At 68.7% G+C, this 15,539-nt stretch carries 23 protein-coding genes; 13 read left to right on the plus strand and 10 right to left on the minus strand.

What is annotated here, in order from left to right; translation table 11 throughout:
* Positions 1–2: 2 nt before the first annotated feature.
* From MJQ72_RS01520 to MJQ72_RS01530, 3 genes are read right to left on the minus strand one after another with little or no spacing between them, the layout of a single operon-like run.
* Positions 3–368, minus strand: coding sequence for a cupin domain-containing protein (locus MJQ72_RS01520; RefSeq protein WP_037344297.1), 366 nt, complete (start codon positions 366–368; stop codon positions 3–5).
* Positions 369–391: 23 nt separating this feature from the next.
* Positions 392–1,705, minus strand: a complete 1,314-nt coding sequence (locus MJQ72_RS01525) for a lysine N(6)-hydroxylase/L-ornithine N(5)-oxygenase family protein (RefSeq protein WP_240597201.1) — start codon at positions 1,703–1,705, stop codon at positions 392–394.
* Between the two features lie 59 nt (positions 1,706–1,764).
* On the minus strand, positions 1,765–3,021 hold the full coding sequence (locus tag MJQ72_RS01530) for an ATP-grasp domain-containing protein (RefSeq protein WP_240597202.1): 1,257 nt from the start codon (positions 3,019–3,021) through the stop codon (positions 1,765–1,767).
* A 147-nt stretch (positions 3,022–3,168) separates the two neighbouring features.
* Between MJQ72_RS01530 and MJQ72_RS01535 the strand changes: the two genes are divergently transcribed.
* On the plus strand, positions 3,169–3,720 hold the full coding sequence (locus MJQ72_RS01535) for a dihydrofolate reductase family protein (protein WP_240597203.1): 552 nt from the start codon (positions 3,169–3,171) through the stop codon (positions 3,718–3,720).
* A 48-nt stretch (positions 3,721–3,768) separates the two neighbouring features.
* Here the strand turns inward: MJQ72_RS01535 and MJQ72_RS01540 are convergent, their stop codons facing one another.
* Positions 3,769–4,176, minus strand: coding sequence for a VOC family protein (locus MJQ72_RS01540; protein WP_240597204.1), 408 nt, complete (start codon positions 4,174–4,176; stop codon positions 3,769–3,771).
* Between the two features lie 159 nt (positions 4,177–4,335).
* Between MJQ72_RS01540 and MJQ72_RS01545 the strand changes: the two genes are divergently transcribed.
* The 3 genes from MJQ72_RS01545 to MJQ72_RS01555 all read left to right on the plus strand — a co-directional run bounded on the left by MJQ72_RS01545 (position 4,336) and on the right by MJQ72_RS01555 (position 5,979).
* Positions 4,336–4,926, plus strand: a complete 591-nt coding sequence (locus MJQ72_RS01545; protein ID WP_240597205.1) for a GNAT family N-acetyltransferase — start codon at positions 4,336–4,338, stop codon at positions 4,924–4,926.
* Between the two features lie 361 nt (positions 4,927–5,287).
* Positions 5,288–5,767, plus strand: coding sequence for a DUF2975 domain-containing protein (locus MJQ72_RS01550; protein ID WP_240597206.1), 480 nt, complete (start codon positions 5,288–5,290; stop codon positions 5,765–5,767).
* Complete coding sequence (locus MJQ72_RS01555) at positions 5,767–5,979, plus strand: helix-turn-helix transcriptional regulator (protein ID WP_240597207.1); 213 nt, start codon at positions 5,767–5,769, stop codon at positions 5,977–5,979. Before MJQ72_RS01550 ends, MJQ72_RS01555 begins: the two co-directional genes overlap by 1 nt.
* Here MJQ72_RS01555 and MJQ72_RS01560 read toward each other — a convergent pair.
* Complete coding sequence (locus MJQ72_RS01560) at positions 5,976–7,289, minus strand: cytochrome P450 (protein ID WP_240597208.1); 1,314 nt, start codon at positions 7,287–7,289, stop codon at positions 5,976–5,978. The two genes, MJQ72_RS01555 and MJQ72_RS01560, sit on opposite strands and share 4 nt — an antisense overlap.
* 71 nt (positions 7,290–7,360) lie before the next feature.
* Here MJQ72_RS01560 and MJQ72_RS01565 point away from each other — a divergent pair, with 71 nt between their 5' ends.
* A complete protein-coding gene (locus MJQ72_RS01565) occupies positions 7,361–7,981 on the plus strand; it encodes a UdgX family uracil-DNA binding protein (RefSeq protein ID WP_240597209.1) in 621 nt (206 codons plus the stop codon).
* Position 7,982: 1 nt separating this feature from the next.
* Here MJQ72_RS01565 and MJQ72_RS01570 read toward each other — a convergent pair whose 3' ends face one another.
* Together MJQ72_RS01570 and MJQ72_RS01575 are read right to left on the minus strand one after the other, a co-directional pair.
* The gene (locus MJQ72_RS01570; RefSeq protein ID WP_240597210.1) at positions 7,983–8,174 is read right to left on the minus strand and encodes a hypothetical protein; all 192 of its coding nucleotides are present in this window, start codon (positions 8,172–8,174) and stop codon (positions 7,983–7,985) included.
* 118 nt (positions 8,175–8,292) lie between these two features.
* Complete coding sequence (locus MJQ72_RS01575) at positions 8,293–9,255, minus strand: TIGR03557 family F420-dependent LLM class oxidoreductase (RefSeq protein ID WP_240597211.1); 963 nt, start codon at positions 9,253–9,255, stop codon at positions 8,293–8,295.
* Between the two features lie 111 nt (positions 9,256–9,366).
* Between MJQ72_RS01575 and MJQ72_RS01580 the strand changes: the two genes are divergently transcribed.
* The 3 genes from MJQ72_RS01580 to MJQ72_RS01590 all read left to right on the plus strand — a co-directional run bounded on the left by MJQ72_RS01580 (position 9,367) and on the right by MJQ72_RS01590 (position 11,000).
* Positions 9,367–9,699, plus strand: a complete 333-nt coding sequence (locus tag MJQ72_RS01580) for a plasmid stabilization protein (RefSeq protein ID WP_240597212.1) — start codon at positions 9,367–9,369, stop codon at positions 9,697–9,699.
* 64 nt (positions 9,700–9,763) lie between these two features.
* On the plus strand, positions 9,764–10,192 hold the full coding sequence (locus MJQ72_RS01585) for an anti-sigma factor (protein ID WP_240597213.1): 429 nt from the start codon (positions 9,764–9,766) through the stop codon (positions 10,190–10,192).
* A gap of 19 nt (positions 10,193–10,211) precedes the next feature.
* Positions 10,212–11,000, plus strand: a complete 789-nt coding sequence (locus MJQ72_RS01590; RefSeq protein WP_038515256.1) for a SigB/SigF/SigG family RNA polymerase sigma factor — start codon at positions 10,212–10,214, stop codon at positions 10,998–11,000.
* A 215-nt stretch (positions 11,001–11,215) separates the two neighbouring features.
* Here MJQ72_RS01590 and MJQ72_RS01595 read toward each other — a convergent pair whose 3' ends face one another.
* From MJQ72_RS01595 to MJQ72_RS01605, 3 genes are all read right to left on the minus strand, one after another.
* Positions 11,216–11,545, minus strand: a complete 330-nt coding sequence (locus MJQ72_RS01595) for a DUF3140 domain-containing protein (protein WP_240597214.1) — start codon at positions 11,543–11,545, stop codon at positions 11,216–11,218.
* Positions 11,546–11,573: 28 nt separating this feature from the next.
* Complete coding sequence (locus MJQ72_RS01600; protein ID WP_240597215.1) at positions 11,574–12,038, minus strand: hypothetical protein; 465 nt, start codon at positions 12,036–12,038, stop codon at positions 11,574–11,576.
* Between the two features lie 95 nt (positions 12,039–12,133).
* Complete coding sequence (locus tag MJQ72_RS01605; RefSeq protein WP_037344283.1) at positions 12,134–12,595, minus strand: SRPBCC family protein; 462 nt, start codon at positions 12,593–12,595, stop codon at positions 12,134–12,136.
* Between the two features lie 136 nt (positions 12,596–12,731).
* Here MJQ72_RS01605 and MJQ72_RS01610 point away from each other — a divergent pair, with 136 nt between their 5' ends.
* Genes MJQ72_RS01610 through MJQ72_RS01630 form a run of 5 tightly spaced genes read left to right on the plus strand, consistent with a single transcriptional unit; the run spans position 12,732 to position 15,519 of the window.
* Entirely contained in the window at positions 12,732–13,145 is a 414-nt protein-coding gene (locus MJQ72_RS01610) for a phage holin family protein (RefSeq protein ID WP_240597216.1), read from the plus strand.
* The gene (locus MJQ72_RS01615) at positions 13,142–13,444 is read left to right on the plus strand and encodes a DUF3618 domain-containing protein (protein ID WP_240597217.1); all 303 of its coding nucleotides are present in this window, start codon (positions 13,142–13,144) and stop codon (positions 13,442–13,444) included. Before MJQ72_RS01610 ends, MJQ72_RS01615 begins: the two co-directional genes overlap by 4 nt.
* Positions 13,441–13,707 carry a DUF4235 domain-containing protein gene (locus tag MJQ72_RS01620; protein WP_007030245.1) on the plus strand — a complete coding sequence of 89 codons (267 nt, stop codon included), beginning with the start codon at positions 13,441–13,443 and terminating at the stop codon, positions 13,705–13,707. The genes MJQ72_RS01615 and MJQ72_RS01620 overlap by 4 nt, the downstream gene beginning before the upstream one ends.
* Before the next feature lie 2 nt (positions 13,708–13,709).
* Entirely contained in the window at positions 13,710–15,005 is a 1,296-nt protein-coding gene (locus MJQ72_RS01625) for an NAD(P)/FAD-dependent oxidoreductase (RefSeq protein ID WP_240597218.1), read from the plus strand.
* 10 nt (positions 15,006–15,015) lie between these two features.
* Entirely contained in the window at positions 15,016–15,519 is a 504-nt protein-coding gene (locus tag MJQ72_RS01630; RefSeq protein ID WP_240597219.1) for a hypothetical protein, read from the plus strand.
* The last annotated feature ends 20 nt before the right edge of the window (positions 15,520–15,539 follow it).

Below are 15,539 nucleotides of genomic sequence, written 5' to 3' on the forward strand. Positions count from 1 at the left end.
CCTCATGCCTCCGCTTCATGGCGAGCGGCGAACTTCACCGTCATGTCGGAGTCCCACCAGATCGCGTACATCTCGAAGTCCTCGGCACCGTCGTTGAGGATGCGGTGCTCGGTGCCGGGTTTGTGGAACTCGATGTCGCCGGGCCGGAACGCGCGGCGCTCTCCACCGGACTCGACGACCGCCTCGCCGCTGACGGCGATGAAGATCTCGTACTCGTGGTGGGAATGCGCACCCGTCGCGCCGTGCGCGGGCACCGTGACCCACGCGCCTTCGAACGGCGCGTTCAGCGCCGCCCACGGCAGGAGCCGCTGGCCGTAGGCACCGTTCTCGAAGACCATCTTTTCCCGCTCGAGCGGCCGGATCTCCATGACTTTCTCTTCCTTCTCGTTGGTCAGCGGGTGGCGACGATGGGGGCGGTTTCCGAAGTCGGCTGCGGTGGCACCGAAGGGGTCTCGCCGCGGTGGGCGAGGATGTCCTGCAGGATGTCGTTGGCACGCGGGGCGAGGACGCTCAGCAGCGAGTCCGCGATCCCGTGCGTCGCCTCGTTGACGCCCTGGAGGTAGACGGCCGCGGTGGCGGGCTGCTCGATCTCCAGCCGGTAGTCGCGGGTCACCTTGATCTCCGACAGCCCGATCGACTTCGCGATCTCCTGGACCATTCTCGGCATCTCCGGGGAGAAACCGGTGCCGAGCAGCACGAGATCGGTGCGCAGTTCCTGGACCTCGCCGGTGCGCCGATCCGTCAGTTCCAGCACGATCTCGTCGCCCTCGTCGCGGGCGTCGGTGATGTCGTTCATCGTGATCATCGACAGCCGCGAACGGCCGGAGAGGCGGTCGAGGTAGATCGAGCGGTAGAGCGCGTCCATCGTGCCCGGGGCGAGCCCGGAGTAGTTCGTGTGGTGCATCTCCTTGAGCATCTGCTCGCGCGCTTCGGGCCGCGCTTCGAAGAACTTGTCCACATGGGACGGGAAGAACAGCTCGTTGTTGAACTTGCTGCTCTCGTAGTAGTTCAGGCCGATCGACCGCATCACCATGGTCGGCTTGCATTCGGGCAGGTCGTTCTGCACCGCGCTGAACAGTTCCGCCGCGCTCTGCCCGGCGCCGATCACCGCGACGCGGTACGGGAGATCCTTGCGCAGCTTGGCGATCCTCGGCAGGTACTGCGTGCTGTGGATGACGCGGTCCTGGTTCACCGTGCGGAGCCGGTCCGGGATCCGCGCGTCGCGGCCCGCGCCGACGACCAGGTACCGGCTGCGGATGGTCTCGCCGTCGGCGACGTGGGTGTCCCAGCCGGTGAGCGTGCCGTCCGTCCACACGGGAGTGATTTCGAGGCATTCGCGGCCGCGCTGCAGGTCCACCAGCGACAGCGAGTCGGCCGTCCACTTGAGATAGTCGGCGAGCTCCACCCGGTACGGGACGAAGCTGCCCATGTTCACGAACTCGTTGAGCCGGTTCGTGGCGTGCAGGTAGTTGAGGAACGAGAAGCGGCTGCGCGGGTTGCGCAGGGTCACCAGGTCCTTGAGGAACGAGACCTGCGAGAGGGCCTCGGGCAGGAGCATCCCCCGCTGCCAGGAGACCTCTTCGTCGCGTTCGAGCAGGACCGATTCGCGGGCCAGGCCGGGCGCGAGCTCTTCCAGCGCCACGGCCAGTGCCAGGTTCGACGGTCCTGCTCCGACTGCGAGCAGCTCGACATCACGGTTCGCCATTTGTTCGCTCCGCCATCTTTGTGAGTGCTGGGAAGGTGTTCTGTGGTACCGGTGCGCGGTCAGCCACCGGCGGCCACCGAGGGCAGCAGGGGGTGCGCGGTCAGCCGGACCTGGGCCATGGCCTTGTCCAGCACCGCTTCGCAGTCGTCGGGGTCGGCGCCCGCGCAGATCACGTACGCGTGGCGCGAAATGAACTCGGCAGGCGGCAGCCGCAGACGCGAACCCGGCTCGACGAGCCGGTCCGCCGCGAGGATTCCATTGTTCCGCAAGGAATCCGGCACGGACACGGACTCGACGACGCAGTCCTGTCTCGGGTAGCCGAACCGGACGCCGACCCACCGGGGCTCCGCCTCGTGCGGGATGTGGGGACGCATGCCGAGCGCGACGTCGACCGCGGCCGCGCCGGGGTCGATCCCGGTCGCGAACTTGGCGAGCAACGGGATCAGGTCGCCGCCGAGCCTGCCATTGATTTCCACGATCACCGGCCCCCGCTCGGTGAGCTTGAGCTCGGTGTGGGTGATGCCGTACCGGAAGTCGATCGCGCCGTGCGCACGGGCCAGTGTCGAGCGCAGGGCCGGGTCGGCGAGCAGTTCGTCCGCGGAACTGACCAGGTGGCCGAGCTCCTCGAAGTACGGATGCATGCCGACCGTTTTGCGGGCGACGAACATCGGCGTGTACTCACCGTCGACGACGGCGCCGTCCACACTGATCTCCGGGCCGCTCAGGTACTCCTCGACCAGCGCCCCGCCCTTGTAGGCGGGAGAGCCGTTGAAGCTGGCGTCCTCCGCGGTCCGGAACGCCTTCCGCACCGCCTCGGCGTCTTCCGCGAGGCTGACGCCGATGCTGGCCCCGCCGCCGCGCGGTTTGACGACGACCGGATACCCGATCCGCTCCGCCACGCGGACCGCCTGCTCGTCGTCGTGCACGAACCCGAAATCGGGCTGCGCGACGCCGGCCGCCGTGAGCGTCCGGCGGCTGAACCATTTGTCACGGCAGCCTTCGATCGCGGAGACCCCGGCGCCCGGCACGCCGAGTTCGTCCGCGACGTGCGCCGCCGCCACGATCAGCGCCTCGTCCCAGCACACCACGCCGAGCACCGGCGTGGTGGCGTGGAGCGCTCGGGCCGCGGCCAGCACGGCGTCCTGGTCCTGCGTGTCCAGCACGGTCGCGCCGGTGATGTAGCGCTCCTGCCAGGTCGGTTCGGTCCCGTTGAACAACCACAAGGGATGCCGGTGCCCGGCCGACGCCAACAGGTACTCCCGGTACGGCCGCATCCCGCAGCCGATCACCAGGACAACACCCTCCGCTGAGCTCATTCCCTCTCCCCACCAGCCCGTCACTTCGTCGCGGGCTACTACATCCCGGGGCGGGTTGACCGGAACCCTTGATTCGGGAAGAACAATCAACGAGATGCGTGGTGCCGAGACGGATGCCATGAGGAATGCGACCGGCAGGAGGCCGTGATGCTCGAACCCCAGACCGCGGACGGGAAGGTGCTCTGGCACTTCACGATGTCGCTCGACGGCTTCGTCGCGGGCCCGGGCCACAGCATGGACTGGATGACCGGCACCACCTTCCGGCCGGACCTGGTCGGCGAATACGCCACGACCACCGGCGCCGTCCTCGGCGGCCGCGACGGCTGGGACGCCTACCCCGACCCGAGCGGCATCTACGGGGGCGCCTGGAAAGGGCCGCTGTTCGTCCTCACCCACCACCCCGAGGACGCCACACCGGCCCCCGGCGTCACGTTCCTGAACTGCGGTGTCGAAGACGCCGTCCGGATCGGCCTGGAAGCGGCGAAGGGGAAGAACCTCGAAGTGTTCTCGCCGGACATCGGCAGGCAACTGCTCGCCTTGGGGTTGATCGACGAGATCGACCTGCACATCGCGCCGGTGCTGCTCGGCGACGGCGTCCGGCTGTACGACCATCCTGGCGGGGCGCCGATCCACCTGCTCGGCGTCGGCCGGGAAGACCCACGCGCTGCGATCGACGTCCGGTTCCGGCCGGACCGGTGAGCCGAGTGCACCCGATGCCATATCGGGCGCACTCGACTCGCCGGGGAGCTAGGATTGGATGACGTTCACCATCCACGAGATGCCGAACTTGTCGGTGCAGGCACCGAATTCGTCACCCCACATCTGCTTTTCGAAGGGCACCGAAACGGTACCTTCGGCGGAGAGTTTCTCCCAGTATCCGCGCAATTCCTCACCGTCGTCACCGCTGAGGCTGACCGACACGTTGGTGCCCGGCCGGTGCCCCATTCCCGGCGGCGTGTCCGACGCCATGATCGTGTAACCGCTCGGGGAATCGAGCTGGCTGTGCATGATCTGATCCTCCGCCGGCGTTCCCGCCATACCGGACTCACCGAACGTATTCAGCGTCAGTTCTCCGCCGAACACCGACTTGTAGAACTCCATGGCCTGCCGGGCGTCGCCGGCGAAGCTGATGTAGGGATTGAGACGAGAAGCCACTGGAACGCTCCTTCTGTTCGGGTCACGAGCATCCTGGCAGACACCCCCTGCCGCGACAACGGACGGACTACGGCCGGGTGAATCCTTCGCGCAACGAAAATTCAACCCCGTTCGCCGAATACGTGAGCGATTTCCCGAGCGCCGCTTTAATGTCGGCACATGCCCGCCTTCCGGATCCACCCCGCGACGGCCGACCGGTTCGGCGACGTCGCGACGATCCTCAATCCGAACGGGAACGACCGCGCCTGCTGGTGTCTCGCCTACCGCGCGAAACCCGCCGACTACAGCCGGCTGCGCGGTGACGAACGCGCCGAACACGTCCGCGCCCTGTGCGCGGCGGATCCGGCGCCCGGCGTGCTCGCCTACCACGGCGCCACCCCGGTCGGCTGGTGCGGCGTCGGCCCGCGCGCGCAGCTGCACCGGATGACGCGGTCGCGCACGATGCCGCCGATCGACGACGTCCCGGCGTGGACGGTCATCTGCTTCGTCGTCCGGGCGGGCCATCGCCGGAAGGGCGTGGCGCACGCGCTGCTGGACGGCGCCGTCTCCTACGCGCGGTCGCACGGCGCCCCCGTCATCGAGGGCTATCCCGTCGACCCCGGCGAAGGGCGGATCAACTCCTCCGCCGCCCACGTGGGGACCATCGGCCTGTTCTCGGCCGCGGGGTTCGAACTGGTCGAAGAGACCAAGGCGCGGTCGGACCGGAAACCGCGCTGGCTCATGCGGCTGGACCTGCGCTCCGGCCCTTGAGCGGCGCGGCGCGAAGCCTCGGACTCCCACCGCCGCAGGGACAGCAGCGTTGCGAAAGCGGCTTTCGCAACCCTCCCCCAAAGCGCCGCGCCCCGGCCGGAAACCCGCGCTGGCTCGTGCGGCTGGTGCTGGGCGCCGGTTCGTGAGCGGCGACCGGCCCGGCCCAGGGTGTCGCGAAAGCCACTTTCGGGACACCAGATCTCCCGAAAGTGGCTTTCGCGACACCACCCCACGAGCCACCCGACCACCGCGGGCCGAAGGGGCCTTTCACCGCGTCAGATGCGGCGAAGGACGCTTTCAGCCCACCGCGCCTCGATAGCTACCGATTGACTTTCGATAGATAACGCGCGAAACTCGATGCATGATCACAGGTCAACGGGCGGTCGCGCCCCTGCGGGTGTTCCTCGTGCTGCTCTTCGGGATCCTGGTCCTCTTCCAGACCATGTCCCTGCCAGGGCAGTTCGCGCATATGGCTCGGCAGGATCCGGAGATGGCGTACCTGCGCTGGCCCGCGACGGCGGTCTCCGTCTTCTGGGTGCTGTGCGTCCAGGTCGTGATCGTCGCCACCTGGCAACTGCTCTCCCTGGTCAAGAAGGACCGGATCTTCACCGAGGCGTCCTTGAGATGGGTGGACGCGATCGTGTGGGCGATCCTCGCGGGCTGGGTGGTGCTCGCGGGCGTGTTCCTCTACGTCGGCTTCAACGCCGACGACCCCGGCCTGCCGCTGTTGTTGTTCCTGGCGTTGATCGGCGTCGCCGTGCTCGGCCTGCTCATGATCGTGCTGCGCACCCTGCTGCGGCAGGCCACCACCCTGCGCTCCGACCTCGAACAGGTGATCTGATGCCGATCGTCGTCCGCATCGACGTCGAGCTGGCCAAACGCAAGATGAGCGTCGGCGAGTTCGCCGAACTCGTCGGGCTCACCCCGGCGAACGTCGCGGTGCTGAAGAACGGCCGCGCCAAGGCCGTCCGGTTCAGCACTCTCGAGGCGATGTGCCGGGTGCTCGAATGCCAGCCCGGAGACCTGCTCGAATGGGTCGAAGACGAGCCTTAAGCCGCCGAGAACCTCAGGTGGAAGTTGTCCAGCGTCGCGGGCAACGGCCGCTCCGGCCCGAGGACGGCACCGGAGGCCAGTTCGAAGCGGCGATCCTTGATCAGGTGCGCCAGCATCGTGCTCGCGCAGAACAGCACCAGATCCCGGCCGGGGCAGATGGCGGGCCCGGCACTGAACGGGACCAGCGCCGGATTCGCCGCCGCGCTGCCGTCCAGCCAGATCCCGGGTTCGAACCGGTCGGCATAGGGCAGCGATTCGGGATCGCGGTGGAAGAACGGGGTGAAGATCAGCACAGTGGTCCCCGCGGGTCCCCACGCCGTCTCGGCCGTGCTCTCACGCAGCAGCGCCGGAGTGGTCGGCCACAGCCGGACCGATTCGAGGGCGCAGGCGCGCAGGTACGGGAACCGGCCGGGCAGGCTGAGGTCGGCGGCCGCGACCTCCTCGTCGGCGCGTTCCCGTGCGGCCGGATGGGTGGCCAGCAGCGCGAGCGCGCGGTAGGTGACGATCCCGGCGGCGTCGAACGCGAAGAGCCAGTGGGCGACCTGGTCGGCGACGACCTCCATCGTCCGCTCGCCCGCCGGGCCCGCCGAGGCGATGGCTTCGGCCAGGCTCCCCGGCTCGGCCCGTTCCAGATGGCCGATGAGCCGGGTGCGGAATTGATCGTGGAGCCGGTCGCGCCGAGGGCGCGCGTACGCCCAGTTCGCGTCCTTCCGCAGCCGGGCGAGCATGTCGGTGAGGCCGTCGTCGCCCGCCGCGGACTCGCCGAGCGTGACCCGGCGGACGATCCGCCACCAAGCGACGTTGAAGGTGTCCCAGTCCAGCGTGCCGCCGTCCCAGAGCGACGCCGTTTCCTCGCCGATCGCCGCGGCGAAGGGGGCGGCGAGGTCGTGCAACGGCTTGCCAGGTTCGAGGACCTCCTCGTTGAAGCCGCGGCGCGGCGCCCGCTCCACCGCGTCCGACACGAGTACGCCGTGGGGCTGGAAATGTCCCAGCGCCGCCCGCTTCTCCTTGGTCGACGGGCTGAACGGGACCGGCGCGGCGGCGAGCACGTCACCGACGTCGTCCCCGGACAGCGCGAGGTCGATCGCCCGGCCGGGCACCCGCAGGCGCAGCGGCCCGGGGCCGTACTGGGACCGGAGCCGGCACAGCAGCCGCACCGCGGGGCGGTCCAGCTGGAGTTTCTGCGCCACGGCCAGCCCCAGCGGCCGCCGTTTGATCACCCCGCCCGCGAGCGTGGGCAGCACGACCCGCAACGCGACACGCACGGTGTCCTGAACGGAAGCGATGGCTGGTTCGGTCGTAGTCGCCATGGCGAGGGGCTACCCGCCGCGGCGCGCACGTAACCGGTTTGCCCCACGGCCGGGCGGGGAATCCGGCGGCCATGGCGACCAAGGCACCCGGGGCGGATCCGCCCGAGACCGCCGACCTGGGCGAGCTGCGTTCGGCGGCGTCCGGGTGCCGCGGCTGCGACCTCTACCGTGATGCCACCCAGACCGTCTTCGGCGAAGGCCCGCGCGCGGCGGAGACCATGGTGATCGGCGAACAACCCGGTGACCAGGAGGATCGCCAAGGCGCCCCGTTCGTCGGACCCGCGGGACGGCTGCTCGACCGGGCCCTCGGCGAAGCGGGCTTCGACCGCCGGAAGATCTACGTCACCAACGCGGTCAAGCACTTCAAGTTCAAACGGGACGAGCGCGGCAAGCGGCGGATCCACAAGACGCCGTCGAAGACCGAGATCGTCGCCTGCCGTCCGTGGCTGCACGCCGAGCTGGCGGCGGTCCACCCGGATCTGCTCATCTTCCTCGGCGCGACGGCGGCGAAGGCGCTGCTGGGCGACGATTTCCGCATCACCCGAAGCCGCGGCGAGCGGATCGGCCTCGCCGAGTTCGCCGCCACCGCGGTCGCCACCGTGCACCCGTCCGCGGTACTGCGCGCGCCGGATCGCGACGAGGCCTACCAGGCCTTCGTCGCGGATCTCGTGGCGGCGCGTGGTGCCCGCTGAATCAAGCCACTTCGGAGCTGCGGCCGCTGTCGTGCAGGCCGAGCATGTCCAGCAGGGTCGCGCAGTCTTCGGGGCTCTTGGCCCGCGAAGCCACGGCGAGGGCCGCCTTACGCCGGATGGCCTCTTGCTCCGGCGTGTCCTGGCCGTCCGGCAGCAGGTCCGGTACCGGATGAAGGCCGAGATCGTTGTGCATCGGTTCCCCCTTGGCTGAAGGATGAGGTGTCTGTCTGGTACCCGCGCTCGCGGGTTTGCACACAGGTGTCCCCGTTCGGGTGCGCGGAGACGCAGCGCTCCTACTCCGTGCGGGTGAATCAGCTCCGCAGCGCCGGGAGCAGCGTGTCCTCGGCGAAGCGCAGGAATCCTTCCTGCTGGTCGCCGCCGATCTGGATCAACGCCAGATCGGTGAACCCGGCCGCCTCGAACTCGCCCGCCCGCTTCACGATCCCGTCCACGTCGGGACCGCACGGGATCGCCGCGGCGACGTCGTCCGGCGTGACGAACTGCGTGGCCCCGGCGAACCCCGACGGCCCCGGCAGTTCGGCGTTGACCTTCCAGCCACCGCCGAACCAGCGGAACTGCTCGTGCGCCCGCCGGATCGCGGCGTCGCGATCCTCGCCCCAGGACACCGGCAGCTGCGCGATCTTCCTGGTGGGCGGGCCGAGTTTGGTGGCGTCCCACTCCCGGCTCAGGGATTCGTCCGGCTCCACCGCGATCATCGCGTCGGCGATGGGCGCGAAGCGGGTCACCGACTGCGGCCCGGACACCGCGACCGCGAGGGGGACGCGCTGCTCCGGAAGATCCCAGAGCTTCGCCGAGTCCACCCGGAAGTGGTCACCCTTGTAGTTGAAGTAGCCGCCGTCGAAGAGCCCGCCGATGATCTGGACCGCTTCGGCGAGCATCTCGTGGCGGACGTTCGCCGGCGGCCAGCCGCGGCCGACGACGTGCTCGTTGAGGTTCTCCCCCGCGCCGAGCCCGAGGGTGAACCGGCCGTCCGACAGCGCCTGGACGGTCGCCGCCTTCTGCGCCACCACCGCCGGGTGATAGCGCATGGTCGGACACGTCACGAACGTCATCAGTTCGACCCGTTCGGTGCTCTGGGTGACCGCTCCCAGCACGCTCCACGCGTACGGCGAATGCCCCTGCTCGTCGAGCCACGGCGAATAGTGGTCGCTCATCACCTCGAAGTCGAAGCCCGCCTTCTCGCCCCCGGCGGCGTGTCCCACCAGGTCCTTCGGTCCGGCCTGTTCGGTCATGAGTGTGTAGCCGATGCGCATCGAAGCCTCCTTCGCGTCCGACCCCCGCGTACCCGCCCGTTCCCGGGGTCAACCGGACGTTTATCCGGCGAATCGAACGGGGTACCTGACCCGAGAAGGAGAGGAGCCGCGATGCCACAGCAGGCTTGGAGCGACAAACGAGAACGTCAGTACGAGCACATCAAGGATTCGGCGAAGGACCGGGGCGCGAGCACCGACCGCGCCGAGGAGATCGCCGCGCGGACGGTCAACAAGAACCGCGCACAGGCCGGCGAGTCCCGCGAGGCGAGCCGGACGTCGCTGAAGGACATGTCACCGCAGCGGCGTGGCGGCAAGCGATCCGGAAACCGGCTGGGCCCGAACGGCCCGACGAAGGACCAGCTCTACAACGAAGCGAAACAGCGCAACGTCAAGGGCAGGTCGAAGATGTCCAAAAAGGAGCTTCAACGAGCTCTGGGCCGTTGAGCACGCGTCACGCGGCGGACCCCCGTCGCGGTCTTCCCACGGCCATGGACGGATGGACTCAGTAATGGATGCATACGGGCGGGGCGGCCTGACCCCGCAGACCCGGTCCCAGTCGGACGGCCTGTCCGACCGGGTCGAACTGCGTCTGCCCGCCGAGGCGGAGCAGATCCCACTCGTCCGCACGCTAGCCCACGGTCTCGTGGCCCGTGCGGACTTCGGCTTGGACGCCATTTCAGACGCGAAGATGGCCGTCGACGAAGCCTGTTCCCAACTTGTCCAGCCCGCAGAACTGGGAGCCGTTCTTTGTTGTGTCTTTCACGAGATACCGGAAGGAATAGCCGTCTCGATCTCCACGCGGACGAGCAGGCCCTACCTGCCGAGCGAGACGACCTTCGGCTGGCACGTCCTGACGACCTTGACCGGGTCGGTGACCGCGCGATGCGAACCGATCCCCGGCGAGCTGGGGGCACGACGACGATCGAGCTCGTCCTGACCCCGGGAACGAGCGACGGGTGAGTGGCGAGCGCAAGACACTCACCCGGCAGGCGGACGACTACGCCCATTGCGAACCCCTCTTCGAAGAACTGTCGTCACTGCCGGAGGACTCTCCGCGCCGCCAAGAACTGCGTGCCCGCCTCGTCACCGAGCTCCTGCCGCTCGCCGAGCACATCGCCACCAGGTTCTCCGGCCGGGGAGAACCCCGCGAGGACCTGGTGCAGGTGGCGCGGATCGGCCTGATCAACGCGGTCGACCGGTTCGACCCCGGCCGTGGGCACGATTTCCTCTCGTTCGCCGTGCCCACGGTGATGGGCGAGGTCCGGCGTCACTTCCGGGACACCGGCTGGTCGGTGCGGGTGCCGAGGCGGCTCAAGGAACTCCACGTCTCGCTCAGCCAGGGCACGGCCGCGCTGTCCCAGCGGCTCGGCCGCGCGCCGACGCCCACCGAACTCGCCGAATACCTCGGGCTCGAGGTCAACGACGTACGCGAGGGGCTGCTGGCCGGCCAGGCGTACCAGACGCTGTCGGTCGACAAACCGGTCCACGACAACGCCACCGAGGCCCTCTCGCTCGCCGACACGATCGGCGAGGAGGACCACGAGATGGCCTTGGTGGAAACCCACGAGGCGCTGCAACCGCTGCTGCGGGAACTCCCGAAGCGCGAACGCGCGATCCTCGTCATGCGCTTCTTCGGCGGCTACACCCAGACACAGATCGCGGAACGGATCGGCATCTCGCAGATGCACGTTTCGCGGCTCCTGTCGCAGACGCTGGAACAGCTGCGCGGGAAGCTCTCGGAGTAGCGGCCCTCAAGTCCGAACTCGCGTGCCTGCAAGCGTAACTCGCGTGCTTGGAGCCGTAACTCGCGTGCCTGGAGGCGGAACTCTCACATCCGGCTTCAAGCACGCGAGTTACGGCCCCGAGCACGCGAGTTACGGCTTCAAGCACCGGACCTGAAGTACACAAAGGCCCCCTTCACCGCGTCTAGCGCGGTGAAGGGGGCCTTTGTGTACAAGGGTCACGCGGGTTTCAGCGGATCGTGCCCCACCGACATCAGCTTGTGCCGCCAGTGCGCCTCGCCCGCGACCGGCTCCAGATCGTCGCGTCGCTCCGCCTCGACCCGCCGCACGACCGAGCGCATCACCCGCTCGTCCTCGGCGGTGAGGTCGGTCCGGCGTTTGCCGAGAATGCCCAGCACATGCCGCCCGGTCGGCGTACCCGCCTGGTCCGGCAGTGCTTCGTCCTCGGCGTCGGCCGACCGCGTGCGCAGCCAGTCGGCCAGTTCCCGCGAGGTCATGTTGACCACGCGATGGAAGTCTTCCCAAAGTTCGTCATCGATCTCGTGCACGGCGAAACCTCCTGCCAGCACTCGACTTCTACGGCGTCGTGTACGGCGCCTGCTGTTCGATGGACGGGCTCGCCGCAGGGTAACGGCCGTCCTGCCCGGGCACCGGCGTCACGGTCGTGCCCTGCTGCTCGGGCTCAACGCGCTGCCTGGGGCGGTTGATGACCGCTTCGGCCTCCTGCTCACCACGGATCCGCGAAAGCACGCTGAGCGTGATCGCGTGGGCGATGGCCAGTACCAGCAGCAGAACACCGAGCCTGCCCACCACACCGGGAAGATCGCTGCCCCCGATGTCGATGGTCGACAGTAGCGCCAAAACTCCCAGCGTCGCGAGGTGGAACAGCACCGTCACGAGCCACGTCATGGACGCGCCGGCGGCCGGATCGCCGTGGGAACCCCGCAGGTAGCGCTTACCGCTCTGGTAGATGATCAGACCGTCGAGCATGACCAGGGCCACCCCGATGACGAGGAAGGCCACGTATGCGTTGGTAGTCATGCCGGAACGCTCCCTTCGTAATGGACCTCACCCCTTGACATACCCGGGACCTCCCCAGGAAAACGCCGTATTCCAGGGGAGGTCCCGGGCGGTGGTCAGCTGCCGGGGCGGTCCACGTCACCGCGCCACGCGCCGGACTCGCGGCCGCGGCTCTCGATGAATTCCTTGAACCGCTTCATATCGCCCTTGATCCGGCGATCGAGCACGCCGAGTTTGTCGGCGACGTTCTCGGCGAAGCCTTCCGGGTCGATCTCCATCTGCGCCGTGACCCGGGTCTTGTTGTCGTCCAAGCGATGGAAAGTGATGACGCCCGCGTGGTCGGGGCCGGAGTCCGACGTCCACGCGACACGTTCGTCGGGATGTTGCTCGGTGATCGTCGCGTCGAATTCCCGGCTCACCCCACCGAATTTGGTCACCCAGTGGGTGTGCGTCGCGTCGATCTGACGGATCTCCTCGACACCTTCCATGAACTGCGGGAAGCTCTCGAACTGGGTCCACTGGTTGTACGCGGTCTTCACCGGGACTTCGACGTCCACCATTTCGGTGATCGTGCTCATGCATCCTCCTGTCGGTTGGGTGCTTCTCGAGCCGGCACTCCCCGGCTACCCGGCGCTCAGTGGAGCGAAACACGCTGTGATTGACCCGCCGGACGGCCGGGTACCCGGCGGGCAGAACGCTCCGAGGAGGTGCCCCATGATCGAAGAGACCCACCGGAAGCCACCCGAGGAACGGTCGGTCGGCGAACTGGTTTCCGATCTCAGTGATGAGGTCAAGCACCTGGTCCGCGACGAGATACGGCTCGCCGTGTTCGAGTTGCAGGGCAAGGGGAAGAAAATGGGCGTCGGCGCCGGATTGTTCGGCGCGGCGGGTATTTTCGTGCTCTTCGGCCTGGCGACCCTGATCGCCGCGGTGGTGCTGGCCCTCGCCTTGGTCATGCCGGCGTGGCTGGCGGCCGTGGTGATCGGCGCGGCGCTGCTGCTGATCGGCGGCCTTTCCGCGGTCGTCGGCAAGAAGGAGGTCACCAGCGCGACGCCGCCGGTGCCGGAAGAGGCCATCGAGGGTGTCCGCGACGACGTCGACACCGTCAAACAGGGAGTGCGCTCATGACCGATTTCCCCAAGAACGCCGAAGAAGCCCGCGCCGACCGCGACGTGACGCGCGAAGAACTCACCGAGACCCTCGACGCGCTGGGCAAGAAGATGGACGTCAAGACGAGGGTGAACGACAACCTCGACGCGAAGGTCGATCAGGCCAGTGCCGCGATCTCGGACAAGGTGTCCGAACCGGCGGCCGAAAAGTTCCGCCAGGGCACCGAAGTCGTGCGTGCCAATCCCCTGCCGATCTTCGCCGGTGTGCTCGCGTTGCTCGTCACGATCCGGCTGATCCTGCGAAAGAGGTCGTCGTGAACAAGGTTCTCTACAAACCGCTGAACATGGTCGTCAGCGCCGCGGGCGGTGTGCTCGCCGGGATCGCGTTCAAGCAGATCTGGAAACGCGTGAGCGGTGAGGAGGACGCGCCGAACGCCACCGACCGGGATTTCACCTGGACCCAGGTGATCGTCGCGGCCGCCGCGCAGGGCGCGATCTTCGGTGCGGTGAAGGCGGCCACGGAGCGCGCGGGCGCGGTCGGCTACCGCAAGGCGACCGGCGACTGGCCCACGGAGGACTGACGATGCGGGTTGTGATCATCGGGGGCGGCTTCGCCGGATACAACGCGGCGAAGACGCTTCTCAAGTCGGTCGGCGACGACACCGAGATCGTGGTGCTGAACCCGACCGACTACTTCCTCTATCTCCCCCTGCTGCCCGAAGTCGCCGCCGGAATCCTGGAACCGCGGCGGATCTCGGTGTCCATTCCCGGCACGCTGCGCGGTGTGCGCCTCGTGCTCGGCACCGCGACGTCGGTCGACTTCGATGGCCACACCGTGACCTACACCGACCCCGAGGACCGCGAGCACCACCTCGGCTACGACCGCCTGGTGGTCGCCGCGGGCAGTGTCAACAAGCTGTTGCCGATCCCCGGCGTGCCGGAGTACGCCCACGGCTTCCGTGGTCTGCCGGAAGCCTTGTACCTGCGGGACCACGTCACCCGGCAGATAGAGCTCGCCGCCTCCGCGAAGGATCCGGCCGAACGCGACGCTCGCTGCACGTTCGTCGTGGTCGGCGCTGGGTACACCGGCACGGAGGTCGCCGCGCAGGGTCCGGCGTTCACCGCCGCGCTCGCCGCCCGGCACTCCGAACTGAAGGAGCAGAAGATCCGGTGGCTGCTGCTGGATCTGGCCGACCGGGTCCTGCCGGAACTCGACCGGCGGCTCGGCTCCACCGCGGACGAGGTGTTGCGCGCACGCGGCGTCGAGGTGCTGATGAAGACGTCGATCGAGAACGCCGGCGAGAAGGGCGTCACCCTGACCTCCGGCGAATCCGTGCCGACACACACCTTGGTGTGGTGCGTCGGCGTCCGGCCGGATCCGCTCATCGAGGACCTGGGGCTGAAGACCGCCAAGGGCAGGCTGGTCGTGACGGCACAGCTGAACGTTCCCGGGCGGCGCGACGTCTACGCGTGCGGAGACGCCGCGGCCGTGCCGGATCTGACCAGGCCCGGCGAGTACACGCCGATGACGGCCCAGCACGCCGAGCGGCAGGGCAAACTCGCCGGACGGAACGTGGCGGCGTCACTCGGACACGGTTCGCACGGCACCTACCGGCACCACGATCTCGGCTTCGTCGTCGACCTCGGCGCCCACCAGGCCGCCGCGAATCCCTTGCACATCCCGCTTTCCGGCTTCGCCGCGAAGACGGTCACCCGTGGCTACCACCTGCTGGCCATGCCGGGCAACCGGCTGCGGACCGCCACGGACTGGGCATTGGAAGCGGTGACGAAACGGCAGACCGTCCAATTAGGACTCGTACGCTCGGGTTCCGTGCCGCTGGACACGGATTCCCCCGAGCTCCCCCGCACGAACCGCTAGAGGAGACGCCATGACCGCCGAATCCGATCCCGTCCGCGCCGAAGGTCCCTCCGTGGTCACCGAAGGCGGCGACGAAGCGGCCAAGCTGCTGGTGCTCGACCCCGCCGGAGAGGGCAAGCACGGCGAACTCCCGGCGACATGGCGGCCGCTCGCGGCCCAGCGTCAGGTCATCTGGTGCAGACTGCCCGTCGACGGCGCGCTCAGCCAGGCCGAAGACGTCCTCGGCGACGCGGAACCCGGCGGCCCGCCGATCGACGTGGTGGCCGCCGGCGGCTCGGCCGCGGACGCGCTGCGCCTGGCCGAACGCCATCCCGGCGCCGCGGCCCATGTCCTGCTGGTCGACCCGGTGCCGGACGAGTCCTCCGCACTGGCCGAACGGGTGCGCTCCGCAGGGACCGCCGTGGACTCGCTCCCGCACAGCACCGGCGAGCCGTACAACCGGGTCCCGCCGCCGCTGACGCTCGGGCATCCGGACGTCGTCGCGGGGATCACCAAGATCCTCGAGGACGTTTAGCCGCCGGACCGGGGCGGTAT

The organism is Amycolatopsis sp. EV170708-02-1 (genome assembly GCF_022479115.1).
Taxonomy (GTDB): domain Bacteria; phylum Actinomycetota; class Actinomycetes; order Mycobacteriales; family Pseudonocardiaceae; genus Amycolatopsis.